The sequence below is a fragment of the Mycetocola sp. Y719 genome (assembly GCF_056713205.1).
In genome coordinates, this window is the sequence record NZ_JBWYGY010000002.1 from 181,394 (window position 1) to 202,242 (window position 20,849).

The window sequence follows — 20,849 nt, forward strand, 5'->3', positions numbered from 1 at the left end:
ACCGGGGACGTGCCTCTCCTCCGGCGGCTCGTTCAGCGTTGTCGAAGCCTCTGCAGTTGCCATTCGTGGACGTCGGCCAACCATTCCAACGGCGCCAACGGGCCGACCCGCGAATCCGTACTGTCAGCACCGTCTCGCAAAGCACGAAGGTAGGCGCGATCCTGTTCGATTCGCGCCCGCAGTTGATCGGGACCGGCGACGGATCCGTGGCCGGGAACGACAGCGACGACATCGCCTGCCAGTCCCTCGAACATTTGCAGTGCGGCGGCGTAATCGTCGATCGGGTCTGACGCATCGAGGTCGAGGAACGGGATCAGGATGTCGGAGAGCATGTCGCCGGCGACGAGAACTCCGCGCTCCTCGACGACGAGCGCTGCATGGCCCGGCGCGTGGGCCTGGTGCTCGAGGATCCGGACCGTGGGCCCATCCCACGGAACCCGGCTCGCTCCGGCGGGCAGCGCGGTGATCCGTCCGAACAGGTCCATCGGAATCGCCTCCGCGTACTCCGGCGGGAGCATCCCGGCTACCTGCGCTTTCCAGTCCGGGTGTGACAGCAGATCGCAGAGGGCTGCCGCACACCGGGCGGTGCCGTACCGTGGCACATCTCCGAAGTTCGCGTGCCAGAGCGCGTGGTCCCAGTCTGGATGCGTGGCGAAACCCGCAACGACGGGTTTGCCGAGCCTGCGGAGTTCGTCCGCCAGGGATTCCATTTCATCCGCTGTGATCCCGGGGTCGATGAGCAGCACCCCATCCTGGCCCTCGACGACCACGGAATTGCTGTGAATGAACTCGCTCTCGTGCGTGAAAACGCCCTCTGCGATCTGCGTGAACATGGGGTTCCTTCCTTCTGTGGTTTCAGGGGATATGGTTCGGGCGCATCGGTCTTCAGCCCAGCGCGATAGCGGCGACCGCGATCGTGCAGATACCGATCCCTGCACGTTGAGCGATCCCGATCCGCTCCCCGAGGAAGCCGGCCGCGAGCGCCACGGTGACGGCTGGGTAGAGGGATGCGAGAACGGAAGCGATTCCGAGATTGATCGCTCCAACCGCGATCAGGAAAGCCAGGGTGCCCAGTGCGCCAAGCACCCCGGACGCGCTCCCCCAGCCGAGCACTCCAGGCGTAGGCCGCCAGACCTGTCCGAGACTCGCGGCCGTGATGATCGTCAGAACGGCTCCGATCGACTGATTGGCGGCGAGCGGCAGCAGACCTGCGTCATCGCCGATCTGCGCCAGCGCGATGAAGAGAATCCCGAAACCCACCCCCGCGAGTGTCCCGTCGATCAGTGCTGCTCGCGCGTCGGTGCGCGGGTGTGGAGAGAGATCGTAGGAGACGAGCCAGATGCCTGGCAGCGCGACACACATGCCCGCCCAGACCAGCCAACCGGGGCGTTCACCGAAGGCGACCCCCGCCAGTACCGGCAGCACTGCCGCCCCGACGGCTGAGATCGGGGCGACGAGACCCATCCGCCCGCGAGCGAGGCCGCGGTAAAGGAAGATGCTCCCGGTCGCTGAGCCTCCGCCAGCAAGGAGCGCCCAGGCGAAGTCCAGCATCGCCGGGCGAGCCGGCAGCGCCAGCCCGGCCACGAGCATCACGAGCGCACCCGCACTTTGCCCGACCAGCACAACCTGCCATGTGGAATAGCGGCGCGACGCGACCCCGCCGATGAAGTCCGAGGCACCATACGCCAGGGCTGACGCAAGCGCCAGGAGAATGCCGATGCTCATGGGATCGAGTCTGACGTTGAGGCGGACTGGTCAACAGATCCGCTCAGGTACCCAAAGAATGGACCATTTGGTCTAATGGAACCATGACGGTGAAATGGGCACGGAGCGGCCCGGACCTGCTCGTGACACTTGATCGCGAAGCAGGGGCGGTGGGGAGTCAGATCCAGGATCAGTTGCGGTCGGCGATCCGTGATCAGCGCCTCGGCTCCGGGGAGCGCCTGCCGTCGACCCGGCGCCTGGCCGAGTTGCTCGGCGTCTCACGTGGCACGGTTGTTGATGCCTACGAGCAGTTGCTCGCCGAAGGTTACGTCGAGTCGGTCGTCGGTTCCGGCACTCGCGTGGCGGCGATCCAGTCGTCATCCGGAAGATCGCCCGGGGAAGCCGCCCCCGGCCCTCTCCCGGGGAAAGCCGGATCATCCCGGTTGGTAGAGATCAATTTCGAGTACGGCGTCCCCGACCTCGGTTCGGTGCCATTGACCGACTGGAGCTGGGCGGTATCCGAGGCGACACGCACCCTTCCAACCGCGGAGTTGGGCGACGAGGATCTGGCGGGATCGAGCCATTTGCGGGCGGTCGTCACCGCCTACCATCGCCGCGTGCGGTCAGGTTGCGCCGGCGTGGACGACGCCGTGATCGTCTCGGGTTTTCGGCAAGGGCTGACCTTCGCCCTCGCAGCGCTCGCACGGCACGGTATCCGGCGCATCGGGCTGGAGAATCCGGGGCCGCGCGAGCATGACGTGATCGCGCAGCGCGCCGGCCTCGACGTCGTGCCGGTTTCCGTCGACGACCTCGGCCTCGATGTTGACCGTCTTCGCGCGAGCGGGGCTCGGGCGGTGCTGGTGACACCGGCCCACCAATGCCCAACGGGTGTCGCACTCGATCCATCCCGGCGACGCGAGCTGATCGCGTGGGCCGACGAGGTCGACGGGGTGATCCTCGAGGACGATTACGACGCCGAGTTCAGATACGACCGTCAGCCCATCGGGTCGCTGCAGGGACTTGCCTCTGGCCGGGTGATCGCACTCGGATCTGTCAGCAAAACCCTCGCGCCCGCCATCCGGCTGGGATGGGTGCTCGCGCCTCCCCAGTTCGTTGGAGGGATCATCGAGGAGAAGAGGCTGAGCAGTCGAGGGGCTCCCGGCCTGGACCAGGAAGCGCTGGCCCTGCTCATGGAATCGGGCCGTTTCGACCGCCATCTGCGACGGATGCGGGAGATCTACCGCGCCCGCCGTGACGCGCTGGCATCCGAGGTCGAACTCCACTTCGGACCGGGACGGCTTCACGGGCTGCTGGCCGGATGCCATGCACTTCTCTCTCTGCCCCCCGGGTCATCGGAGCGAGCGATAGCGGCGCGTGCGGCGACGATGGGGGTCCGCGTCAACCCTCTCAGCCACTATCGACTCACGACCGCAAACACTGAGACCGAGTCGCCAGCACTCCCGCCGGCGCTCGTGCTCGGCTTCGGCAACACCTCCGAAGACCAGATTCGCCGCGGCACTCGCGTTCTTGCCGACGCGGTTCGCGCCGAGACCACAATCACGCCCTCGTAGCTGCCGCCGCTGGGCGGAACACTGACGAATGGGTGCCTATTGTCTGTTGGCGTCGATCTCACGCACATGGATGCGAACGAGATCCTCGATCAGACGATTCGGCAGGGTCTTGTCCAGCGTGAATTGGATCGCGTGTTCGCTGGTCTTGTAGTCCTTGAGCTGGTCCTTCATCTCCTCGATCGCCCAGGACGACGGGTAAAAACTCATGTGCCTTTTTGACGCCGTGAAGTACACCAGCGCCCGGTTCTTGTACTTGAGGGTCGGCATTCCGTAGCTCATGGTCTCTTCGGTATCTGGCACGAGTTCCGTTACAAGCGCGCGAATCCGTTCGAGTTCTGCCCGATACGCGGGGTCGAGTGCATTGAGATACTCTTCGACGCTCCTCGCTTTCTCAGCCATGACATGAGTTTAACTGTGGCCACCGTGGGGCGTTCCGTCCTGACATCGGGTGCGAGATAGGGGCCTGTTCGTCATGTGGCCGCTGTGATCGCCTCGACGATCCTCGTCACGCCGAACTCCCATGCATGCTCGATATTTCCTCCGAGATTGAAGCCACCGTTCAGTTCCATGCTGACAAAGCCGGCGGCCCACGCGGTGAGGGTTCGTGCAGCTTCGAGCGCGTTTTCCGAACCGGCGAGTGCGCCTGCCAGGTGGAGGACGGCCTGACTCGCCGCGGCCCCGAACTCGGGCCGTGCAACCGGAGTTCCGGCCCCGGGCGACATGATCAGCTGAAAGGCAGCGGGATGCTCGTGGCCGAAGGCACGGAACCGGTTCGCGAGTTCCACGAGATCCCGTACGGAATTCAGGCGATGGGCCAGGTCGGTCAGGCTCGCCTCGGCCACAAGCTGGATGAGTTCATCCCGGCTTTGCACGCGCTTGTAGAGAGAGGGGGCGCGCACTCCCACGCGATGCGCGATGGCCTGCATCGTGAGCCCTCCCAGCCCTTCTTCTTCGAGAAGGTGGCGGGCGGCCAGCACAATGGCGTCGAGAGAGGTCTTGTCCGGAGTAGGCATAGCACCAGTATAGCTATTGACAGTAGCCATGATGGCTACGTACAATAGCCAACATGCAACTCGACAATTTCCTCCACCGCATTGGCAACGACATCGTTGCGGCATACCTCGTCATCACCCCGGAGGGCGTGACCGTCATCGACGCGGGTCTCGCCGGCCACTGGCGCGACTTGCTCGCTGAACTCAACTCGGCAGGCCGCACGCTCGATGACATCAAAGGGGTGATCCTGACGCACGGCGATTCTGACCACGTCGGATTCGCCGAACGGCTACGCCGCGACCACGGAGTGCCCGTCTACATTCACCCGGGCGACGCGGGCCGAGCGAAGGGCGGCTCGAAGCCCGCAACCGCGAAGCAGTCGATGCGTTGGGGCCCATTGCTCGGGTTTGCGGCTTACTCGCTCCGCAAGGGCGGGATCCGAACAACCTGGCTTACCGAGGTCGTCGAGGTGCGAGATGGCGAGACACTTGATCTTCCCGGCTCCCCGCAGATCATCGGGATGCCCGGGCATTCCGAAGGGAGCATCGCTGTGTACGTCCCCATCGCGGATGCCGTATTCGTTGGCGACGGTCTCACAACTCGCCACGTGCTCACTGGCGAGACTGGCCCCCAGCCTGCACCGTTCACCGATGAGCCGGACGAGGCGATCACGTCGCTGCGTGCCATCGTTGGCACCGGTGCGACGTGGGTTCTGCCCGGCCATGGGGCTCCATGGAAATCCGGCGTCGAGGCCGCGGTCGCCGCCGTCGAGGCCGCGGCGCGCAAGGCGACGTAGCGCGTCGCAATTTCAGGGGCAGACGCGGGCTCCGCGCCCGTAGAAGCTGACGACGTCTCCGAGCTGCAGCTGCCTTCCGCGTCGGCGATCGACCTCGCCGTTCACGGCCACGAGGCCGTCGAGAATGGCCTCTTTCACGTCTCCGCCGGAATCGAAGAGGCCAGCGAATTTCAGGAACTGCCCGAGTCGAATGACCTCACCACCGATCGCGACATCGTCGATCTGAGCCGGATTCGTCATCCCCGAATCTTAGTCGGCCCGATGCTCGCCCCTGAGCCGATCATCGGCTGAACACCAACCCTCAGCGGAGCATCCGCCGCAACTACCTACTACGGCCAGGTAACCTCACGCGCCGGAGCGACGGCGGCATTCAGGATCATGCGCTCAGCAAGTGGCTGCTCGAGGTCGACGGTGAACGGTGTCGGCGGATTCGACTGGCAGGTTCGGATTCCGCCCGTATTCGGGCGAACTCCGATGACGAGTTCGACGGTGGTCGCGGTCTCGACGAGTTCGATGAGCTCGATCCGACCGGTCGCCGGCTGGCCCGAGTTGCAGTCGTGCTCACTGACGAGCAGCGCGATTCGTTCGTCTCCACTCTGAGGCGGTGCATCCGGGTCGAGCGTCACTCCAGCCTCGGTGAACGAACCGAGATCAATCGTCGGTGTGCAATTCGTTGATCGCTGAAGCCCCCATGGCACCTCGAGAGGAAGTGCCTGTTCTGCGCCCGCGCCGATCGTGATCAGTGCGTATGAACTGATGTCCCCTGCACCCATATCTAGGGGCTCTTCGAGCTCGTGCATGACGATCACGAGCTCTGCGCTCTCGTGTGCGATCAACCATTCGGAGAGTGGCTCTTCGATGCCAACCAGCGGGTCTTCAAGCACAGCCACCACCTCGGCCGGAAGCTCGGTAGCCGGCCTCGGTGTGGTCAGCGCCTGCGCTGGCACGGGAGTGCCTCGGCACATGAGCATCTCGTCGGAATTGTTGCTGCTCGCCGGCTCCTTCACCGTGGCGCGTTCCGCAGCGGGTGGCGGACCGGCCGAAGCGCACGCCGCGAGCAGGAGGACGCTGAGAGCGGCCGGAATCGTGAACGCGACGGCCGAGCGATGCCGTGCCCTTCGAGGGGATACTCCCCGCTCTGACTGTCGTCGCATGTCGTGATCCTACTCAGCGCCGGCGGGCCGCGGACAGTGGCTCGTCCCGACCCCGTCGGCGTTGCGCGAGGCCACTTGAACAGGCGATCGACCAGAGGATGTTCTCGTTCATGGTTGTCCTTCATTGATTCGCGACGGGAGGCGCGCCTGGCACTGAATCCCTACCCTGTCTATGTGCCGAACGGACGTCTTCTTGCGTTGCACGACGGTTCACAGCGGTCGGTGAGCCATCGCGACGACCCTCGGTGATCTGACGTGATCGGACGCTCCTTCCGGAGAGAGGCCCCAGAGCGAAGCCTCTCGGAGTACGATCCGTGAAACGCGCTGCGCGCATCACAGGGAGGAACCCGATGAGACCACTTCGATACTCGATCAACGTCACGCTCGACGGCTGCTGCCATCACGAGGCGGGGCTTCCCCCTGACGAGGAGTCGATGCGCTACTGGACCGCTGAGATGGAACGAGCCGATGCCCTGCTGTTCGGCCGGGTGACCTACGAGATGATGGAATCGGCGTGGCGGAAGCCGGCCACGAGCATGTGGCCCGACTGGATGGATGAATGGGAGATCCCATTCGCCGAGACTATCGACCGGGCAAAAAAGTACGTCGTGTCAAGCACGCTGAGCGGGGTCGACTGGAATGCTGAGTTGGTCGACGGCGGCGTGGCGCAAACGGTTCAGCGGCTCAAGCAGGAGCCGGGCGAGGGCCTGTGGGTCGGTGGCGTGACCCTCCCCCTGGCGTTGGCAGATCTGGGTTTGATCGACGAGTATGAATTCGTCGTTCAGCCGGTCCTTGCCGGACACGGGCCGACGTTGCTCGCCGGTCTGCGGGAGCGCATCCAGTTAGAGCTCGTGGATCGCCACGAGTTCCGGTCGGGCGCGGTCGCCTTGCGATACCGGCCCCGCGAGTGAGGGGTGGACCCTCATCAGGTCCCGATCCGTACGCGCTCTCCTAGATCGACGCGGTTTCCGCAGCGATCATGGTCACGGCGTAGTTGACGACGATGACAACGGCAAGGATGCTGCCGGCATACCAGATACACCAACTGAGCCTCCGATTGAAAATGATGATCCGCGCTGAGGCGACACGAGCCCGGATGGCGTGCGCTTCGGCGATGGCGGTTTGTCGTCCGTAAATCCAAGGGATGTTGACCACGATCTCCATGACGGAGAGCACGGCCAGGAGTTCCATTGCGACGAAAATGAGACCTGAACCCGAGTTCATGGTCGCAAGGGCGACAACGCCGACAAGGCCGAGCGCACCCGCGTTAATGAGTGAGAATCGCTGCCATACCGTCGCGAACCCGGCGGCCGCCGGATCAATGCTCGGCGCCGATGAGGCTACCTCCGCGGCTGCTGCCCGGCGAAGACGCACGAGCATGTATGTCACGAACGTCGTGTACGGGACTGCGATGAGAATCAGGCCGAACGCTGCGAACATCGGGATGACCACCACGAAAGCCGACAGCGCGGCGACTGGGACCACGGTCGCGGCGTAAACGAGCACAGTCTTCCGCCACGTCCACGTCGAGTCAGTCGGCGTCTGTACGGGGTTCGAAGAGACACCTTCTCCGTCATGCGCTGGTGACAGGTCGGCCGGCTGGGTCATGACGTCACCATATCGGCCGGGACGCGCGCGATGTCGCCTGAGGCAAACTCACCCAACGGAATCGTCGACGCTCTTCGTAGGGCGTCTCTTCGATGAGGAACTGGACGTGCGGTTTTCCTCGGGTGGTGACGTGCAACTGTCCTGGGATGCCCCCTGTCATGCGGACTTCGTTGTCGGACTCATGAATGCTCTCCAGAATCAGGTCGCCGGTGCCACCCGTGGCGTCCCACGTGAAGCTGATGGCGTCAGAGATCCGAAGCAGGATTCGGTACCTCGCGACTGGGCGGCGAGCCCCGAATTCTGTGCCCTCGACGTAGCCCCAGACGGTGAACGCGCCGCCGCTGCAGCTTGCTTCATCCATTGGGAAGAACAAGTCATCGATCTGGTCGAATGTGACGGGAATCAGCAATTCCCCTGACCGCTCTGACGCTGCGGGTAGTCGAACCCTCTGAGTGACAACGAGCGGCGGCGGCGGGCGATGATCGCCGCGTGCGGCCGCTTGCCAGGATCGGCTCGGGTGTGCGTCTCGACGATCTCGAAGCCGGCGGCGGTCAACTCATCTTGCAAAAGCGGGACCGGCCAGAAGTACGCCGTCACGACGGCGTGGTCGAACGCTGTGATTTGCTCACCCTCGAAGAAGCCGAGAAGAAGTGATCCGTCCGGTTCGATGCATCGGGCGAACTCGCTGAGCACCGCCGGTACATCATGCGGCGGGGTGTGGATGAGCGAGTACCACGAGAGGATCGCGGCCAGTGCACCGTCGTCAGCTGGCAGCGCTTCGAGCGTTGCGACTCGAAATGGAACCTCAGGAAATCGGGCAGTTGCATGATCGATGAACTCACTCACCATGTCGATGCCTTCGGCAGCCACCCCGTGGTCATGCACGAACTTTGTCCAGTGGCCGGGGCCGCATCCGGCGTCGATCGTCGGGCCGTCGATATCACGAGCCCAACCTGAGATGAGATCCTGATCCTCTTCCGCCATCGCGGAGAGCGAGCCGAGTACCTCCGTGTATTCGCCTGCTCTCTCGCCGTAAGCGCGCCGCACTGCATCCGTCAGCATGCAACCAACCTAGCCGCGCATCATCCCTGCCACCGATGCGCAGTCGACCTGCGCGACAGAATCGTCCCGCACATCCGGCACAGTACCCAACCCGTCCGCCCCGCGCGACGAGAGTGCCAGCGTGAGTCAGTCGTCGGTATCGGTCCAGGAGGCGATGTCCACGCCGTGGTTGTCGGGCGACGCGAGCGACCACCAGTCGGGAGCGTGCGAATCGTCAGCAAGCCGTCCTCCGGCGGCGAGCGCGGCGTTCACTCGTGCCTGTGCCTGATCGGCCGGCACAAAGACGTCGAAGTGCGTGCGGCCTCTCGCCGGAGTGTCGTCAGTGATCGGGTTGAAGGCGAGCTGCGGCCCGCAGCGCAGCGGATCGACGGCATCCGTGTCGCCGTACGGTTCGTAGCCCAGTGCGGCCGTGAAGAACGGTCGCACGTCGGTCTGGGAATGCTGGGCGACGTAAATGCCGATCGACTGCGCGAGCGACGGATCGGCGGCCAGCAGCAGTCCGGCTGCTACCTCGGATACGGCGGCCGCAAAATCTACAGCGGCAATGGGGATGCCTTCCAGACCCCGGTACGGGATGCGCACGACGACACCCTCGGGACGCACGTCGATGTCGGGCAGTATGCCGAATTCGTGACGGGCGCCGTGAATTACTCGGTGCGGTTATCCTCCCCCCTTTGCGGACCCTCAGCGGGGACCTTCAGCGGCACAAAGTATACGTTCAGGCGGGGATTCGGTAGCGCGCTGTGGATGCCGCGACGTACTATGCGGTGAGATTCTTGCTACGGAGGAGAGGCCGCCCGTGACTCAACACACCCTCGAACTACCAGAGGTCGACTTGGTCTATGACGTGCACGGGCCACTGCCGACCACGGATAGCCGCCCACCGCTGGTGATGATCGGTCAGCCGATGGACGCGAGCGGGTTCCAGGCCCAGGTGAAGTTGTTCGAGGACCGCACCGTCGTGACGTACGACCCGCGCGGCTTGGGCCGGAGCAAACGGAAGGATGGCGGGGTCACGAACGAGCCGGAGACCCAGGCCGAGGACATCCACGCGATTATCCAGGCGCTGGGCGCCGGTCCGGTGGACATGCTTGCCAGCAGCGGCGGTGCGGTGAGCGCGCTCGCGCTGGTCACGGCGTACCCGGATGATGTGTCGACCCTGGTCGCACACGAGCCGCCGATCGACTGCGTGTTGCCAGATGCGGAAGCTGTGCAGCGGGCCCGGGCTGCATACACCCAGGTGTACCAGGACAAGGGTTGGGGAGCCGGAATGGCCGCGTTCATCGCGATGACCTCGTGGGAGGGCGAGGTGACGGATGAGCACCTCGCCCAACCCGCGCCCGAGCCGGCCGCGTTCGGGATGCCAACGGAGGACGACGGCACACGGGAGGACCCGCTGCTGTCGGACCGCTCCTGGGCGGTGCCCCTCTACCAGCCAGATCTTGAGGCCCTGAAGGCGGCGCCGACCCGGATCGTGGTCGCGGTCGGGGAGGAGTCCGTGAAGGTCTATACCGGTCGGACCGCGATCGCGTTGGCCGAACAGCTCGGCCAGCAGGCGACGGTCTTCCCCAGCCACCACGGTGGTTTCATGGGTGGCGAGTTCGGTTACGCCGGCCAGCCTGAGGCCTTCGCCGCTAAACTTCGCGAGGTATTGAACCGGCCCTGAGGCAAACATGATTCCCGGCCGTAGGTAGGGCGGTAGCTGCCATCGTTCACGCCTCGGAATCGTCCCGCAACGTCTCACTGACGATGACGGTGTCTGGCGGGCTTCAGCATGTCGACGGCCTAAAGAGCATCGCATGGTGGCCAGCCCCATCAGCCGCTGGAGTTCAACGCTCCCCTGAGCAGCGCCGTCGATTGCGGGATGAGCGCTGACAGCCGATCGGGTCGCACCTCGAGCGCCCATCGGATGACGTCCAAGGCCTGCAAAACCGTCAGTTCACGCACAACCGTCGTGGCTTCCGAATCCGTGAGTCCACTTCCCTCGAGCACATTGGCCCAGGCCACCTCGCTCACAGCGGACTCTGCATCCTCCAGCAGCTTCCAGCGATGGATCCGCTCGAGATCACCCCAGACGACCGGACCGACTGTCGCCGCGCCCCAGTCAATGAGGGTGTATCGCTCGCCGCCCAGGAGATTCCGCGTGGACATGTCGCCGTGAATAAGTCCTTGCGGAAGTGAACGTTGTTGAAGCGAGTCCAGCATGCGGAGGAGTCGTGCGCGCTCGTCGGGGCGGTAGAGGCCGAGGGCCACCAGTTCGTCGGCCTCGGTGAGCGCTGCTCTGTTGTAGTCGAGGTGGGCCAGCCACGCAGCGTCAAGGTCACGCCCGAAGCGCGAGAACAACGCCTCTGGAGCACCGGCCACATCGAGTTTGGAAAGCACTGAGGCGAATCCGCCGATCGATCTCCACGCGCCCGGATCACTCGCCGACGCAGTGCTCCCTTCGACATAGTCGACGACGAGATACGAGAGGCCATCCAGCCATCCCCTCGCGACCATCGGAGAACTGGGGATCCCGGCAGTCGCTGCGGCTCGCAGGCACCACGCTTCGACGTCGAATGGATCGGCAACCTGGTCGCTGACCTTCGAGAACCGAACGACAAGATCGCGGCCGTCCCCGTTCACACGCACGACGTGGTTTTGATTTCCACCCGGCAGTGCGGACGTTTCAGCCGCGCTGATCCCCAACGACCGCACGATCGAAGTAGCGAGCGCCAATATCTCCACACACCTACGGTAGCGTCAGCAGGCTTGCCACCTATCCGCGCCGGGAACCCATCAGGAACCCCCAGCGAGAACGTCCAGCGGGGCCGGCCTGTGGTGTTGACTGTGACAATGACATCCGCGCCGCCAATCCTGTCCATCAGGGACGAAACCGAATGGCGAGCGGAGAAACTTCCGCAGATCGACGTGAACTTGCGCACCTGCATTTACTACAGCGACTGGTTGGCTGACGCCCCTTCGGCGTTCGACACCGAGCACTCGGAGACTGCTCGTCTCTATGAGACCAACAGCGGCATATCGCCTACTATCCTCGGCGGATTTCACCCTGACCAACCTGGCAAATCAATTCCGATGGGCTACACAAACCTGCAGCTTCTCGAAAAACGCGCCGTCATCTTCGAGGGCGCACTCGTGCGACTGTGGAGTAGTCGCTACAAACCGAGCGTCCCGATGGACGCAGCCGGCTTCGATGCCGTAACCGAAGGCGACACGTGGAAGCATTTGAGGCTGGGCCTCGACCAGTCGATCGGCCACGCGGTGGGCCAAGCCCAGACGCTGTCAGCGCGAATGAACGGCGCCCCCGTAATCGTCACTCGTCTGCTGAGCTCGACGTACTGGCATTGAATTGAGCCTCCTTACGCCGCTCGAGAGACACCCTCTATTGGAACCTCAGCCGGACAGCCCGCGTCGCCCAGGCGATCGCCGAGCACTTCACCTCTGATTGCACTTCGCTCAGCGGGCCCCCTTCTGCGGTGGGTTCCTCGAGCTGCGGTTCGGGCCGGAGCGACCCAGGGGCTAGTTCGGCCGTAGGCTCTCTGTCGTGCCTCGCGAACTCTCACTGGTCAATGTAATCGTCTGGCTGGTCATCTCCACAACGACCCTGGTCGTCTTCGTACCCACCGCCGTTTTCACAGTCGCTGCGACGACGGACTGGACGACGGCACTCATAGACGTCGAACGTGGCGAGGTGGATCTGCCTACATGGTTCACGTTCGGCATGAATTGTGGGCTGGTGCTCGCCGCTGCACTCTGCGCCTTCGGGACAGCGGGACTCCTCATCCGTCGCCTGCGAAGACGAGCCGACCCGGAAGCCGAGCCAGCGAGCTAGGCGTACTAGGCCAGGACAAGGCCGCCGACAACCTCGTCGCTCGAAGTCGAGCCTTTGAGGGACGAGGTGTTCTGCCTTCAACCATCGACCTAGCCAAGGGGTCGTCACGCCTCGGATTGACAGATCCCACCTATTGCATCCAGCTGCGTGAAGTCGTGAAGTGTCCGGCACGGTTGTGAAGTCGGAATGCCGCGCCGCGTGCGGAAGCGATCGTCACAGCCGCCAGAACTTGCGCAGTGCTGACCCGGGCAGTGCGGTGATGACGATGGCGACCAGTACGAGCAGTGTGCCGAATATGGTTTGCGGATAGATTGCGCTGCCCGCCACCGGCAGCAGCCAGTCCATGAGCAGGGCTCCGATCAGCTGGCCGGCGATCATGCTCAGCCCCGTGAGCAGCACGCCGATATGCCGAATCAACAAGGCGCTCAGGACGAGGTTGATGCATCCAAGCGCGCCGCCGGTGTATAGCCAGGGCTCGGGCGGAAGTGTGGGCATCCCGCCGGTGAGTGCCAGACTCAGCACCCAAATGAACGCCAGCCCGACACTGCCGACCACATAGTTAACCAGGGTTCCCGGGATTGGCGAGTGGACCTGCGCAGCGATCCTGCCGTTCACGGCGTGCTGAAACGTCATCAGAATCGCGGCTAGGACAACCAGTGCGAGCGGGACCAGCATTCCTTCGGGATTCGGCATGTCCGAGAGTCGAGGGGACACCGCCCAGGCCACCGCGCTCACCGTGAGTATCAAACCGAGTACACGCATCGTGGTTATCGCCCGTTTGCCGCCGGGGCCAATACCGAGCCGGTCTACGGCTAGTCCGCTGACCGTCTGGCCAGTCACGACCGCCACCGTATAGATCGCGATCCCGACGCTTGCGACAAAGCTTGTCTGGGCAAAGATGAAGTACGCGCCAAGGATGCCAGCACCGTGGAAGTACCAGGGAACGGTGCCCTCGCGGGTGCCGGAGAGGAGTTTCCCGAAGGCGGCACGTCCAGCGGGTAGCAATACTGTGACAGCGGCCATGATCAAGGCGGCACCGCTGAAGCTAAACAACCCTGCCAAGAGCGGATCCTGTAGTCGTTGTCCCAGTTCGCCGTTGATCCGGGCCTGCAGTGGCAGCGTTAGACCTGCGGTCACGGCCAGAGGGATTCCCGTAGCCAGTGCACGTGCTGCCGATCTAGGCCGCTGAACCACTGGAATACTGACAACCTGCTGCACTTAATAGCCCGCCGGGAAGGCGGTGGCGAGCCCAGGAACGACCAAGGCGGGCGTACCGCTGCGCACAAGCATCGCGGCATCCTCGCTCGCCCTGCAGACGGTTATTGCGACTGCCATATTGCGGTTCCTTCTGTTTGTTGTGCCTGGGCGGTTTGTCGCGACGCAATGAGTTTCGGCGAGGGCGCAGGGGCAGGCGTGGCGCCTTGGCGCCTTAGAAGAGGTCGGCGTAGTCGAGCGCGACCATGTCATATGAGGTCTGCAGGCACTCGAGCGGGGTGCGGCCGTACTGCTCGTCCTGCTCGACCAGGAGGTACTGGCCAATCTCATCGGGATCTGCGAGATCTGCACGGCATGGCTGCCGATCTCCCTCAACTACCGAAGAGTCTCGAAAGGGCCATCGTTGCCTGTACGCCGATTTTCGCCATTGAAATTTGTCCTCCTCGGGCCGGCGTTCCCTTTTGGAAACCGGTTGCCAATTTGTACTTTCGCACACTTACGTCCGACGTGCAACCGTTCGACCCGGGTCTTTCTACGACACTCGTGGGAGAAAACACTAGATCGGCGCCGCAGGGCCAGGCTGGCCTGCACGCGCACACCGCGTCTAAGTGGGGCCCTCGAGGACTCACCAAGTCGGCAGCCATCGAGTTGGGTCTTGGTACCTGAAGTATTGACCCCAGTTCATCCACGAGACCCCAGCCTCAGAGAAAGGTGGCGCCTTCTTCTCGGTCACCGTAGGATCGCAATAGCTGATCCCCCGGACCCTGGGACGTGTAAACAAACATTCCGGGAGATAGCTATGGGTACTCTTTTGTACGACGGCGGCAGCCCCATCGAGTTCGACGACCGCACGTTGGCGCACCTTCAAATCGTGATCGGTTCCAAACTGCGCCGGGGCGAGTCGTTCTACTTCAGTTGGCCGGCGAGGGACGGTGGACGAACAACCATCTGGTTGCACCCCACGTTGTCTCTGCGATACGACTACACGACGAACGAGATGCCTGCCCTCAATCGAGCGTGGGTCGATAGGCTCGCGGAACGCGCGTACACCCCGGGTGGGCTCGTCCTCCTGGCGGAACCCGAGACGGCGCACGCCGTCCCGCAACCCCTAACTTTCGTTGGTGCACAAGCCGTAGAGGTCAAAGATCTTGCCGGTAGTCGTTGACATAGCTCTCGTAGGAGATATCGTCGTCGAAGTTCGGAATACCGATCTCGTACTCCTCCGACGATTCAAAGAGCACCGGCAACCCGGGCGTGACGATGGCGCGGACGGAGTGGGCGCCTGCTGCAGGAATAGACACCGTTCCCCCACCGGCGCGCATTGCCGCTACCAGCTCGTCTTCCAAATCGGAGACGTCGGCATCCTGCACCAAGCGAAAACGTCGGTCGCCGATCGCGAGAGTGGTGATGATCATGGCAGCCGCCTTTCTCAGTCGTAACGATACGTCGAATCGGCAACAGAACGCACGGTTTGCGATCCCTCGTTCGGCTTGCTACGTCCACGGCTCCACCGAAGTTCGCCTTGCGTGCTTTCGCCCTGCTTACTCCTGCAATCCCGCGAGTGCAAAAGATACCTTCTGTCTTGACACAGTCACCAGCCTGCCCCGAGAGCTGGAACGTGTTGTGACGGGGGCATCTTGAACGCCGCGCAAGCAACATCAGATCTGGGACGAAGACTCTCCGCCCCCTTCCTCGACCTGCTACCAATCAGCGGTGTGGCCATCTCTGTCTTCAACCGAGACGAGAAGGCTCTGGTTATTCACGCGAGTGATGACACCGCCGCCCAACTCGAGGAAGCCCACCTTGACCTGGGCGAAGGACCGCTCTTCGACTGCGTCGCCGCCGCGCGACCTGTGTTGATTCCCGAGGTCGCGACCGCTGACCGATGGCCGTTATTCCTCGCCCGCGCCCAAGACCTTCAAGTGGCTGCTGTCTTCCTTTTTCCGCTGACCCTCGGCGCCGCCTGCGTGGGCGCCGCACTCTGTTACAGGGACACCCCCGGCGCCCTGGACATTGAAGCCCGCGACGTCGGCCGCTCACTCGGCCGCGCGGTCGCAGGCCAGGCACTCCGCCGGGCGATCGCACTCGCCGACGGCGAGGAGTCCGACGAGACCGCGCCGATCGAAATGCGGCGTGAAGTGCATCAAGCTACCGGGATGGTACTCAGCCAGCTCGATATCACGGCGTCCGATGCGTTGGCTCGAATGCGCGCGTACGCCTTTTCCAACGGCGTCAGCCTTCGCGAGGTCGCTCGTGACGTGGTGGACCGACGGCTCGACTTTTCAATATCGAGGGACTGATCTCAGATGAGCAAAGAACACATGGTGAGCGAGAAAACGCGGGAAGCGAAGATCAACGCGGCCTTCATCGCGATGGCCGACGCGCTGATGAACGAGTACGACATCGTCGATCTCCTGTCGACACTTCTGAACGCCTGCACCGATATCCTCGGCGTCGAAGCCGGCGGCATCCTATTGGCGGATGCCGCCGGGGATCTCGAGCTGGTCGCCTCCACCAGCGAAGAAGCGGAATTGGTCGAAACCATCATCATCGCCGCGGGCGAAGGACCGTGCTTCGATTGCTACAACACTGCTGCGCCGGTCACCGTTGCAGACATCGAAAAAGTGGCGGAGAAGTGGCCCAGGTTCCATCGGACGGCCCTCGAGCAGGGATTCCGCGCCACCTACGCCGTTCCGATGCGACTACGGAACGACGTGGTTGGGGTGATGAACCTTCTGCACTCCCAGCCTGGCCCGACTTCCGAAGAGGACGGAAGCGTCGCACAAGCACTGGCCGACCTCGCAGTCCTTGGCGTCCTTCACGAACGCAACTTCCGGACACCGTTCGCAATCACCGAACAGTTGCACCTCGCCCTGGATACCCGCATCCTCATCGAACAGGCCAAAGGGGTGCTCGCTGATACAGAAAATCTCACGATGACAGAGGCCTTCAACTCGCTCCGGCGCTACGCGCGTGCGAACGGCACCACTCTCCGCCGCGTCTCTGAAGCCATCACCCGCCGCACAATAACGACATCCGAAATCGTCTCCAGCTGACCAGGTCCCGTCCACAGGACCGCAGAACACCCCTCTCGCTGTCATCACCTCCAGGCCAACGTGAATATACGTGGATCTGAATTCATCGGCGCCCCCACAGCCCGGGATCGTGGCCCCGGCGCCGGGGCGGACGATCCAAACGGCAGTCTCTTCGCGCAGCGGCCCACCCGACCCCCTATGTTCCTCGTGAAGTCGGCAGAGAGGCGATCACACTGTCGCCGCCGCCGAAGATGCTGCCACCGTCGCGGACGGTATTGATTATCAGGTCGGTCATGGCTGCCTTGTGGTGATCGACGACTGCGATCCATTCAGGCGGCGCGTCAGTGTCGGGGTCGATTTGGGCGCTCCAGTGAGCGATCTCGAGCAGGACGGGGATGAGCGCGAGACCGCGCTCGGTGAGGCTGTAGACGATCCGTCGGGAATCGGTGGGGTCGGGGGCCCGGCTGAGGATGGCGTTGTCTTCAAGCTGAGCGAGCCGGGCTGCCAGCACGCTCGGGGCAATGCGCTCTTCGGCGGCCAGGAATCCCTTGAAGGAGCGCTTGCCGAAGTAGACGATGTCGCGGACATACTCGTAGTGATAGCGTCATTTCACTACGAATATCATACTGAAAAGGGCAGGCTATGAGCAGCTCCCATCCGACATTCGAGGTCCGGTCTACGAGGGTGTTCCCGGTGCCGGTTGAAGCGGCCTATGCGGCCTGGACCGAGCCCAGTTTGGTCAAGCAGTGGTGGGGGCCTGCCGGGTTCACCTGTCCGGTCGCGGATCTCGATGTCAGAAGCGGCGGCGTCTCCCTCATCGCGATGCGGGCCCCTGCGGAATTCGGCGGCGCCGAGATGTACAACACCTGGACATACACGTTGGTAGACCCGCCAAATCGGCTCGAATACGACATGCGGTTCTCCACCGCCGATGGACGAAACATCAGCCCTGCCGACGCTGGCATCCCGGGCGGTGTGCCCGACGCCGTCCCACATGTAGTCACGTTCGAACGACTCGAAGACAGCCACAGCCAAGTGAGTGTAACCGAGTACGGTTACACCGACCAGGGGGCCCGGGACATGTCGCAAGCCGGCCTCGACGAGTGTCTGGACAAGCTCGCACGTCTCTTTCTGTCGCGATCTTTGTAGGCGTTCGCGAGTTCCGCGAACGCTGTGCTGCGTGAGGCGTACTCGAAAGCTTGATTCCTGTATGCCCGTGTGAGAGGCAGGTCGAGATACACGAGTTTGAGTGGTCCAAAGAGGAACTCGCGGGTTTCGCACTCTGACGGCTTGACCCTGACGTTGCGTCAACCCTGCACGCTGGATGGCATGACGCAGAAGGCAACACGACGCAGAGGGCGAGTGGTGACATCCACGATCAGCACGACCCAGCCCTGGACCGGCATGGTGCCAGTGGAAGACACCGCTCTTGCCGTCACCGATTCAGGGGGCTCAGGGCCGCCCGTGGTTTACCTCAACGGACAGTTCGCCACCCAGGGATACTGGCGGCGGGTCATCGGCGAGTTGGGGCCGGGGTGGCGGCACCTCACCTACGACGAGCGAGCCCGCGGGCGGAAGTCGGGGCGTTCCGCGGACTATTCCTTCGAGGCAAGCGTCCGCGATGTCGATGCCGTGCTCGACGCTCGGGGCATCGAGCGAACCCTCGTGGTCGGGTGGTCGTACGGCGCGTTCGTCGCCGCGCACTGGGCGAGTCGCAATCCGAACCGGGCGATCGGCGCAGTGCTCGTCGACGGTGCGCAGCCAAACGACTGGCTCACCGATGAGATGGAGCAGGGCATCCGGAAGATCTTCCGGCGGATGCGGTGGCTGATGGTGCCACTCCGCGTGACCGGACTGACGCCTCGGATGACCGCGCCGGAGATGGCCGAATGCAACATCGAGGTGGGCAAGCTCGCGCGCGAACGGGAACTCGGTCCGGTGATGGATGGGATCACCGTCCCGACCCGATACGTCCTCGCGTCCGGAACGTCGTTCGGTAGCAAAGGCGATGGGCAGGAGAAGATCCGCGCGAGCGTGCCCGCGGTGGCCGACCGCAACCCACACATCACGATCCACGCGAAGGTCGCAAGCAATCACGGCGCGATCCTCCGCAAGGACTATCGCGCAGTCGCCGAGGCGGTCCGCAGCGTCGCCCATTGAGGCAGGATGGAGCCATGCTCACGATCAGCCAACTGGCGTCGTACGCCGGAGTGACGGTGCGCACAGTCCGTCACTACCACCAGATCGGCCTACTCGCCGAGCCCGGACGCGACCACTCCGGCTACCGCAACTACGACGCAGCCGCCGTCGTGCGGCTGATCCGCATCCGCGTGCTGGCGGATGCGGGTGTGCCACTTGCGCGAGTGCAGGAGCTCCTCGTCGCCGGCCCGGATGAGTTCACTCGTGCTGTCGAAGAGATCGACCATGCCTTGAGCGCCGACATCCGTCGCCTCCAGAACAACCGCAAGCGAATCGCCACGCTTGCCGCCGGCGATCACCTGACCCTCCCCCAGAGCGTCGTGGACTACCTGAACCGGCTGCGCGCGCTCGGTATCGGCGAGGCGTACATCGAGCTCGAAAGGGATGCCTGGATCATGCTCGCCGCGCAGTATCCGCAAATCATCGACTCCGTGATCGCCGAGAAGAACCGCCATCTAGACCAGGACCCTGATATGACGCGGCTCTATCGCCTCCTCGGCTCTGCGCCTGATTGGTCGGCGGACGATCCGCGAGTTGTCGAACTCGCCGACCTCGTCGAGCAACTCCGCATCCGCGCTGTTCAGAGCGGTGAACTTGAAATTGGCGGCGATCAGACGGATCCGCTCTTGGCGCTGCTGGACGCGGCCATGACCGAGTCTGCACCGGTCGCTCGACGGCTGCTGGCGATCCTCGAGGAACGCGGGTGGCGTGGCTGGACGCGGCTCGAAAAAGTTCCGGCGACGCGAATCCAAGGCGATCGCTAAGCGAGGCTCCATTCGGTGAGGCGGATCGCGAGCTTTATAACCCTCGTAACTCTCGCAAGGAACCCTCAGCGGGCACAAACCGACGCTGCGTGTGATTGGCATGCGCATCGCCTGATTTCTCCACGAATCAGCGATCCATTCACGCCTTTCGCGTTGAGCTCCGACAGCGGTGGATTTGCCAACGATACCGTCGAACCATGCAGTTTGACGTGGAAGCACTTCTGTTCGATATCGATGGCACTCTCGTGGACTCCACGCCAGTGGTCGAGCGGACGTGGAACACCTGGGCGTCCAGGCACGGACTGGACGTCAACGCGATTCTTGCGGTGTGCCACGGCCGAAGGACGGAGGACACCGTTGCCGAGTTCCTCCCCGCATCTGAGTGCGCGGCCGGCGCTGCAGAACTCACTCAGCTGGAACTGGACGATCTAGATGGCGTCGTCGCACTACCTGCCGTGCTGGACCTGCTGATGAAGCTGCCACCGGACCGGTGGGCTGCCGTTACCTCTGGATCGCAGGAGCTTATGCGCGCGCGACTTACCGTCGCCGGACTGCCGATCCCTCCGGTCTTGATCGCCGCTGAAGACGTGACCCACGGCAAACCGGATCCGGAAGGCTATATGAAAGCCGCGGCTGCGCTGGGTCGGACCCCGTCAAATTGCCTCGTCATCGAAGACGCGCCAGCCGGCCTCGTGGCGGGCCTTGCCTCAGGCGCGAGGGTACTGGCAGTCGCCACGTCGCAGTCTCCAGACGTCCTGGGTTCTGCCCATGCTGTGATTCCCGATCTGACCTACTGCACAATCGCTGCAACCGATACGGGCATTCGCGTCGAGACGCACCCGTGAAGATCATCCCACCTGGCGGAACCATCAGCCGGCGGGCAGCCCGGCGGCGGCCGAAGGCGCCGCGAGTGGGC

27 protein-coding genes are annotated in these 20,849 nt (G+C 63.7%); 13 read left to right on the forward strand and 14 right to left on the reverse strand.

The genetic code is table 11. From position 1 onward, the window contains the following. Positions 1–32: 32 nt before the first annotated feature. Together AC1M0F_RS07220 and AC1M0F_RS07225 are read right to left on the reverse strand one after the other, a co-directional pair. The gene (locus AC1M0F_RS07220; RefSeq protein WP_480237548.1) at positions 33–833 is read right to left on the reverse strand and encodes an MBL fold metallo-hydrolase; all 801 of its coding nucleotides are present in this window, start codon (positions 831–833) and stop codon (positions 33–35) included. A gap of 52 nt (positions 834–885) precedes the next feature. Next, positions 886–1,725, reverse strand: a complete 840-nt coding sequence (locus AC1M0F_RS07225; RefSeq protein WP_480237549.1) for an EamA family transporter — start codon at positions 1,723–1,725, stop codon at positions 886–888. Between the two features lie 83 nt (positions 1,726–1,808). Between AC1M0F_RS07225 and pdxR the strand changes: the two genes are divergently transcribed. Further along, entirely contained in the window at positions 1,809–3,275 is a 1,467-nt protein-coding gene (gene pdxR, locus AC1M0F_RS07230) for a MocR-like pyridoxine biosynthesis transcription factor PdxR (protein WP_480237550.1), read from the forward strand. A 36-nt stretch (positions 3,276–3,311) separates the two neighbouring features. Here the strand turns inward: pdxR and AC1M0F_RS07235 are convergent, their stop codons facing one another. Next, a complete protein-coding gene (locus AC1M0F_RS07235; protein WP_480237551.1) occupies positions 3,312–3,674 on the reverse strand; it encodes an iron chaperone in 363 nt (120 codons plus the stop codon). A 71-nt stretch (positions 3,675–3,745) separates the two neighbouring features. Beyond that, positions 3,746–4,288, reverse strand: coding sequence for a TetR-like C-terminal domain-containing protein (locus AC1M0F_RS07240; RefSeq protein WP_480237552.1), 543 nt, complete (start codon positions 4,286–4,288; stop codon positions 3,746–3,748). A 53-nt stretch (positions 4,289–4,341) separates the two neighbouring features. Between AC1M0F_RS07240 and AC1M0F_RS07245 the strand changes: the two genes are divergently transcribed. Then, positions 4,342–5,064 (forward strand): MBL fold metallo-hydrolase, encoded by a 723-nt coding sequence (locus AC1M0F_RS07245; protein ID WP_480237553.1) that lies wholly within the window; start codon positions 4,342–4,344, stop codon positions 5,062–5,064. Between the two features lie 12 nt (positions 5,065–5,076). On the opposite strand, the gene AC1M0F_RS07250 is transcribed toward AC1M0F_RS07245, so the two are convergent. Together AC1M0F_RS07250 and AC1M0F_RS07255 are read right to left on the reverse strand one after the other, a co-directional pair. Further along, positions 5,077–5,304 carry an RNA-binding S4 domain-containing protein gene (locus AC1M0F_RS07250; RefSeq protein ID WP_480237554.1) on the reverse strand — a complete coding sequence of 76 codons (228 nt, stop codon included), beginning with the start codon at positions 5,302–5,304 and terminating at the stop codon, positions 5,077–5,079. 89 nt (positions 5,305–5,393) lie between these two features. Continuing rightward, positions 5,394–6,218: a hypothetical protein gene (locus AC1M0F_RS07255; RefSeq protein WP_480237555.1), complete on the reverse strand. Its 825-nt coding sequence runs from the start codon at positions 6,216–6,218 to the stop codon at positions 5,394–5,396. Positions 6,219–6,568: 350 nt separating this feature from the next. Between AC1M0F_RS07255 and AC1M0F_RS07260 the strand changes: the two genes are divergently transcribed. Then, on the forward strand, positions 6,569–7,129 hold the full coding sequence (locus tag AC1M0F_RS07260; protein WP_480237556.1) for a dihydrofolate reductase family protein: 561 nt from the start codon (positions 6,569–6,571) through the stop codon (positions 7,127–7,129). A 40-nt stretch (positions 7,130–7,169) separates the two neighbouring features. Here AC1M0F_RS07260 and AC1M0F_RS07265 read toward each other — a convergent pair whose 3' ends face one another. From AC1M0F_RS07265 to AC1M0F_RS07280, 4 genes are all read right to left on the reverse strand, one after another. Next, positions 7,170–7,826, reverse strand: a complete 657-nt coding sequence (locus tag AC1M0F_RS07265) for a hypothetical protein (protein WP_480237557.1) — start codon at positions 7,824–7,826, stop codon at positions 7,170–7,172. Between the two features lie 4 nt (positions 7,827–7,830). Continuing rightward, the gene (locus tag AC1M0F_RS07270; protein ID WP_480237558.1) at positions 7,831–8,235 is read right to left on the reverse strand and encodes a hypothetical protein; all 405 of its coding nucleotides are present in this window, start codon (positions 8,233–8,235) and stop codon (positions 7,831–7,833) included. Beyond that, a complete protein-coding gene (locus AC1M0F_RS07275) occupies positions 8,229–8,888 on the reverse strand; it encodes a class I SAM-dependent methyltransferase (protein WP_480237559.1) in 660 nt (219 codons plus the stop codon). The genes AC1M0F_RS07270 and AC1M0F_RS07275 overlap by 7 nt, the downstream gene beginning before the upstream one ends. A 126-nt stretch (positions 8,889–9,014) precedes the next feature. Then, complete coding sequence (locus AC1M0F_RS07280; protein ID WP_480237560.1) at positions 9,015–9,470, reverse strand: VOC family protein; 456 nt, start codon at positions 9,468–9,470, stop codon at positions 9,015–9,017. A gap of 217 nt (positions 9,471–9,687) precedes the next feature. On the opposite strand from AC1M0F_RS07280, the gene AC1M0F_RS07285 reads away from it, so the two are divergent. Then, positions 9,688–10,554 (forward strand): alpha/beta fold hydrolase, encoded by an 867-nt coding sequence (locus AC1M0F_RS07285; protein ID WP_480237561.1) that lies wholly within the window; start codon positions 9,688–9,690, stop codon positions 10,552–10,554. A 149-nt stretch (positions 10,555–10,703) separates the two neighbouring features. Here AC1M0F_RS07285 and AC1M0F_RS07290 read toward each other — a convergent pair whose 3' ends face one another. Beyond that, positions 10,704–11,615 (reverse strand): phosphotransferase, encoded by a 912-nt coding sequence (locus tag AC1M0F_RS07290; protein ID WP_480237562.1) that lies wholly within the window; start codon positions 11,613–11,615, stop codon positions 10,704–10,706. 108 nt (positions 11,616–11,723) lie between these two features. Here AC1M0F_RS07290 and AC1M0F_RS07295 point away from each other — a divergent pair, with 108 nt between their 5' ends. Both AC1M0F_RS07295 and AC1M0F_RS07300 read left to right on the forward strand, forming a co-directional pair. Beyond that, positions 11,724–12,236: a hypothetical protein gene (locus AC1M0F_RS07295; RefSeq protein WP_480237563.1), complete on the forward strand. Its 513-nt coding sequence runs from the start codon at positions 11,724–11,726 to the stop codon at positions 12,234–12,236. Positions 12,237–12,432: 196 nt separating this feature from the next. Continuing rightward, the gene (locus AC1M0F_RS07300; protein ID WP_480237564.1) at positions 12,433–12,720 is read left to right on the forward strand and encodes a hypothetical protein; all 288 of its coding nucleotides are present in this window, start codon (positions 12,433–12,435) and stop codon (positions 12,718–12,720) included. Between the two features lie 213 nt (positions 12,721–12,933). Here AC1M0F_RS07300 and AC1M0F_RS07305 read toward each other — a convergent pair whose 3' ends face one another. Further along, complete coding sequence (locus tag AC1M0F_RS07305; protein WP_480237565.1) at positions 12,934–13,857, reverse strand: DMT family transporter; 924 nt, start codon at positions 13,855–13,857, stop codon at positions 12,934–12,936. Positions 13,858–14,734: 877 nt separating this feature from the next. On the opposite strand from AC1M0F_RS07305, the gene AC1M0F_RS07310 reads away from it, so the two are divergent. Continuing rightward, positions 14,735–15,100, forward strand: coding sequence for a DUF7882 family protein (locus AC1M0F_RS07310; protein WP_480237566.1), 366 nt, complete (start codon positions 14,735–14,737; stop codon positions 15,098–15,100). On the opposite strand, the gene AC1M0F_RS07315 is transcribed toward AC1M0F_RS07310, so the two are convergent. Continuing rightward, entirely contained in the window at positions 15,075–15,350 is a 276-nt protein-coding gene (locus AC1M0F_RS07315) for a hypothetical protein (protein WP_480237567.1), read from the reverse strand. The two genes, AC1M0F_RS07310 and AC1M0F_RS07315, sit on opposite strands and share 26 nt — an antisense overlap. Before the next feature lie 222 nt (positions 15,351–15,572). Between AC1M0F_RS07315 and AC1M0F_RS07320 the strand changes: the two genes are divergently transcribed. Together AC1M0F_RS07320 and AC1M0F_RS07325 are read left to right on the forward strand one after the other, a co-directional pair. After that, the gene (locus AC1M0F_RS07320) at positions 15,573–16,235 is read left to right on the forward strand and encodes a GAF and ANTAR domain-containing protein (protein ID WP_480237568.1); all 663 of its coding nucleotides are present in this window, start codon (positions 15,573–15,575) and stop codon (positions 16,233–16,235) included. Between the two features lie 6 nt (positions 16,236–16,241). Then, positions 16,242–16,991 carry a GAF domain-containing protein gene (locus AC1M0F_RS07325; protein WP_480237569.1) on the forward strand — a complete coding sequence of 250 codons (750 nt, stop codon included), beginning with the start codon at positions 16,242–16,244 and terminating at the stop codon, positions 16,989–16,991. Between the two features lie 175 nt (positions 16,992–17,166). Here AC1M0F_RS07325 and AC1M0F_RS07330 read toward each other — a convergent pair whose 3' ends face one another. Further along, the gene (locus AC1M0F_RS07330) at positions 17,167–17,547 is read right to left on the reverse strand and encodes a winged helix-turn-helix transcriptional regulator (protein ID WP_480238434.1); all 381 of its coding nucleotides are present in this window, start codon (positions 17,545–17,547) and stop codon (positions 17,167–17,169) included. 116 nt (positions 17,548–17,663) lie between these two features. Here AC1M0F_RS07330 and AC1M0F_RS07335 point away from each other — a divergent pair, with 116 nt between their 5' ends. The 4 genes from AC1M0F_RS07335 (at position 17,664) to AC1M0F_RS07350 (ending at position 20,778) form a co-directional block, all read left to right on the forward strand. Beyond that, the gene (locus AC1M0F_RS07335; protein ID WP_480237570.1) at positions 17,664–18,119 is read left to right on the forward strand and encodes an SRPBCC family protein; all 456 of its coding nucleotides are present in this window, start codon (positions 17,664–17,666) and stop codon (positions 18,117–18,119) included. A gap of 180 nt (positions 18,120–18,299) precedes the next feature. After that, positions 18,300–19,130 (forward strand): alpha/beta fold hydrolase, encoded by an 831-nt coding sequence (locus tag AC1M0F_RS07340; protein ID WP_480237571.1) that lies wholly within the window; start codon positions 18,300–18,302, stop codon positions 19,128–19,130. A gap of 14 nt (positions 19,131–19,144) precedes the next feature. Beyond that, on the forward strand, positions 19,145–19,933 hold the full coding sequence (locus tag AC1M0F_RS07345; RefSeq protein WP_480237572.1) for a helix-turn-helix domain-containing protein: 789 nt from the start codon (positions 19,145–19,147) through the stop codon (positions 19,931–19,933). Positions 19,934–20,130: 197 nt separating this feature from the next. Beyond that, on the forward strand, positions 20,131–20,778 hold the full coding sequence (locus AC1M0F_RS07350) for an HAD-IA family hydrolase (protein WP_480237573.1): 648 nt from the start codon (positions 20,131–20,133) through the stop codon (positions 20,776–20,778). Positions 20,779–20,849 lie beyond the last annotated feature (71 nt).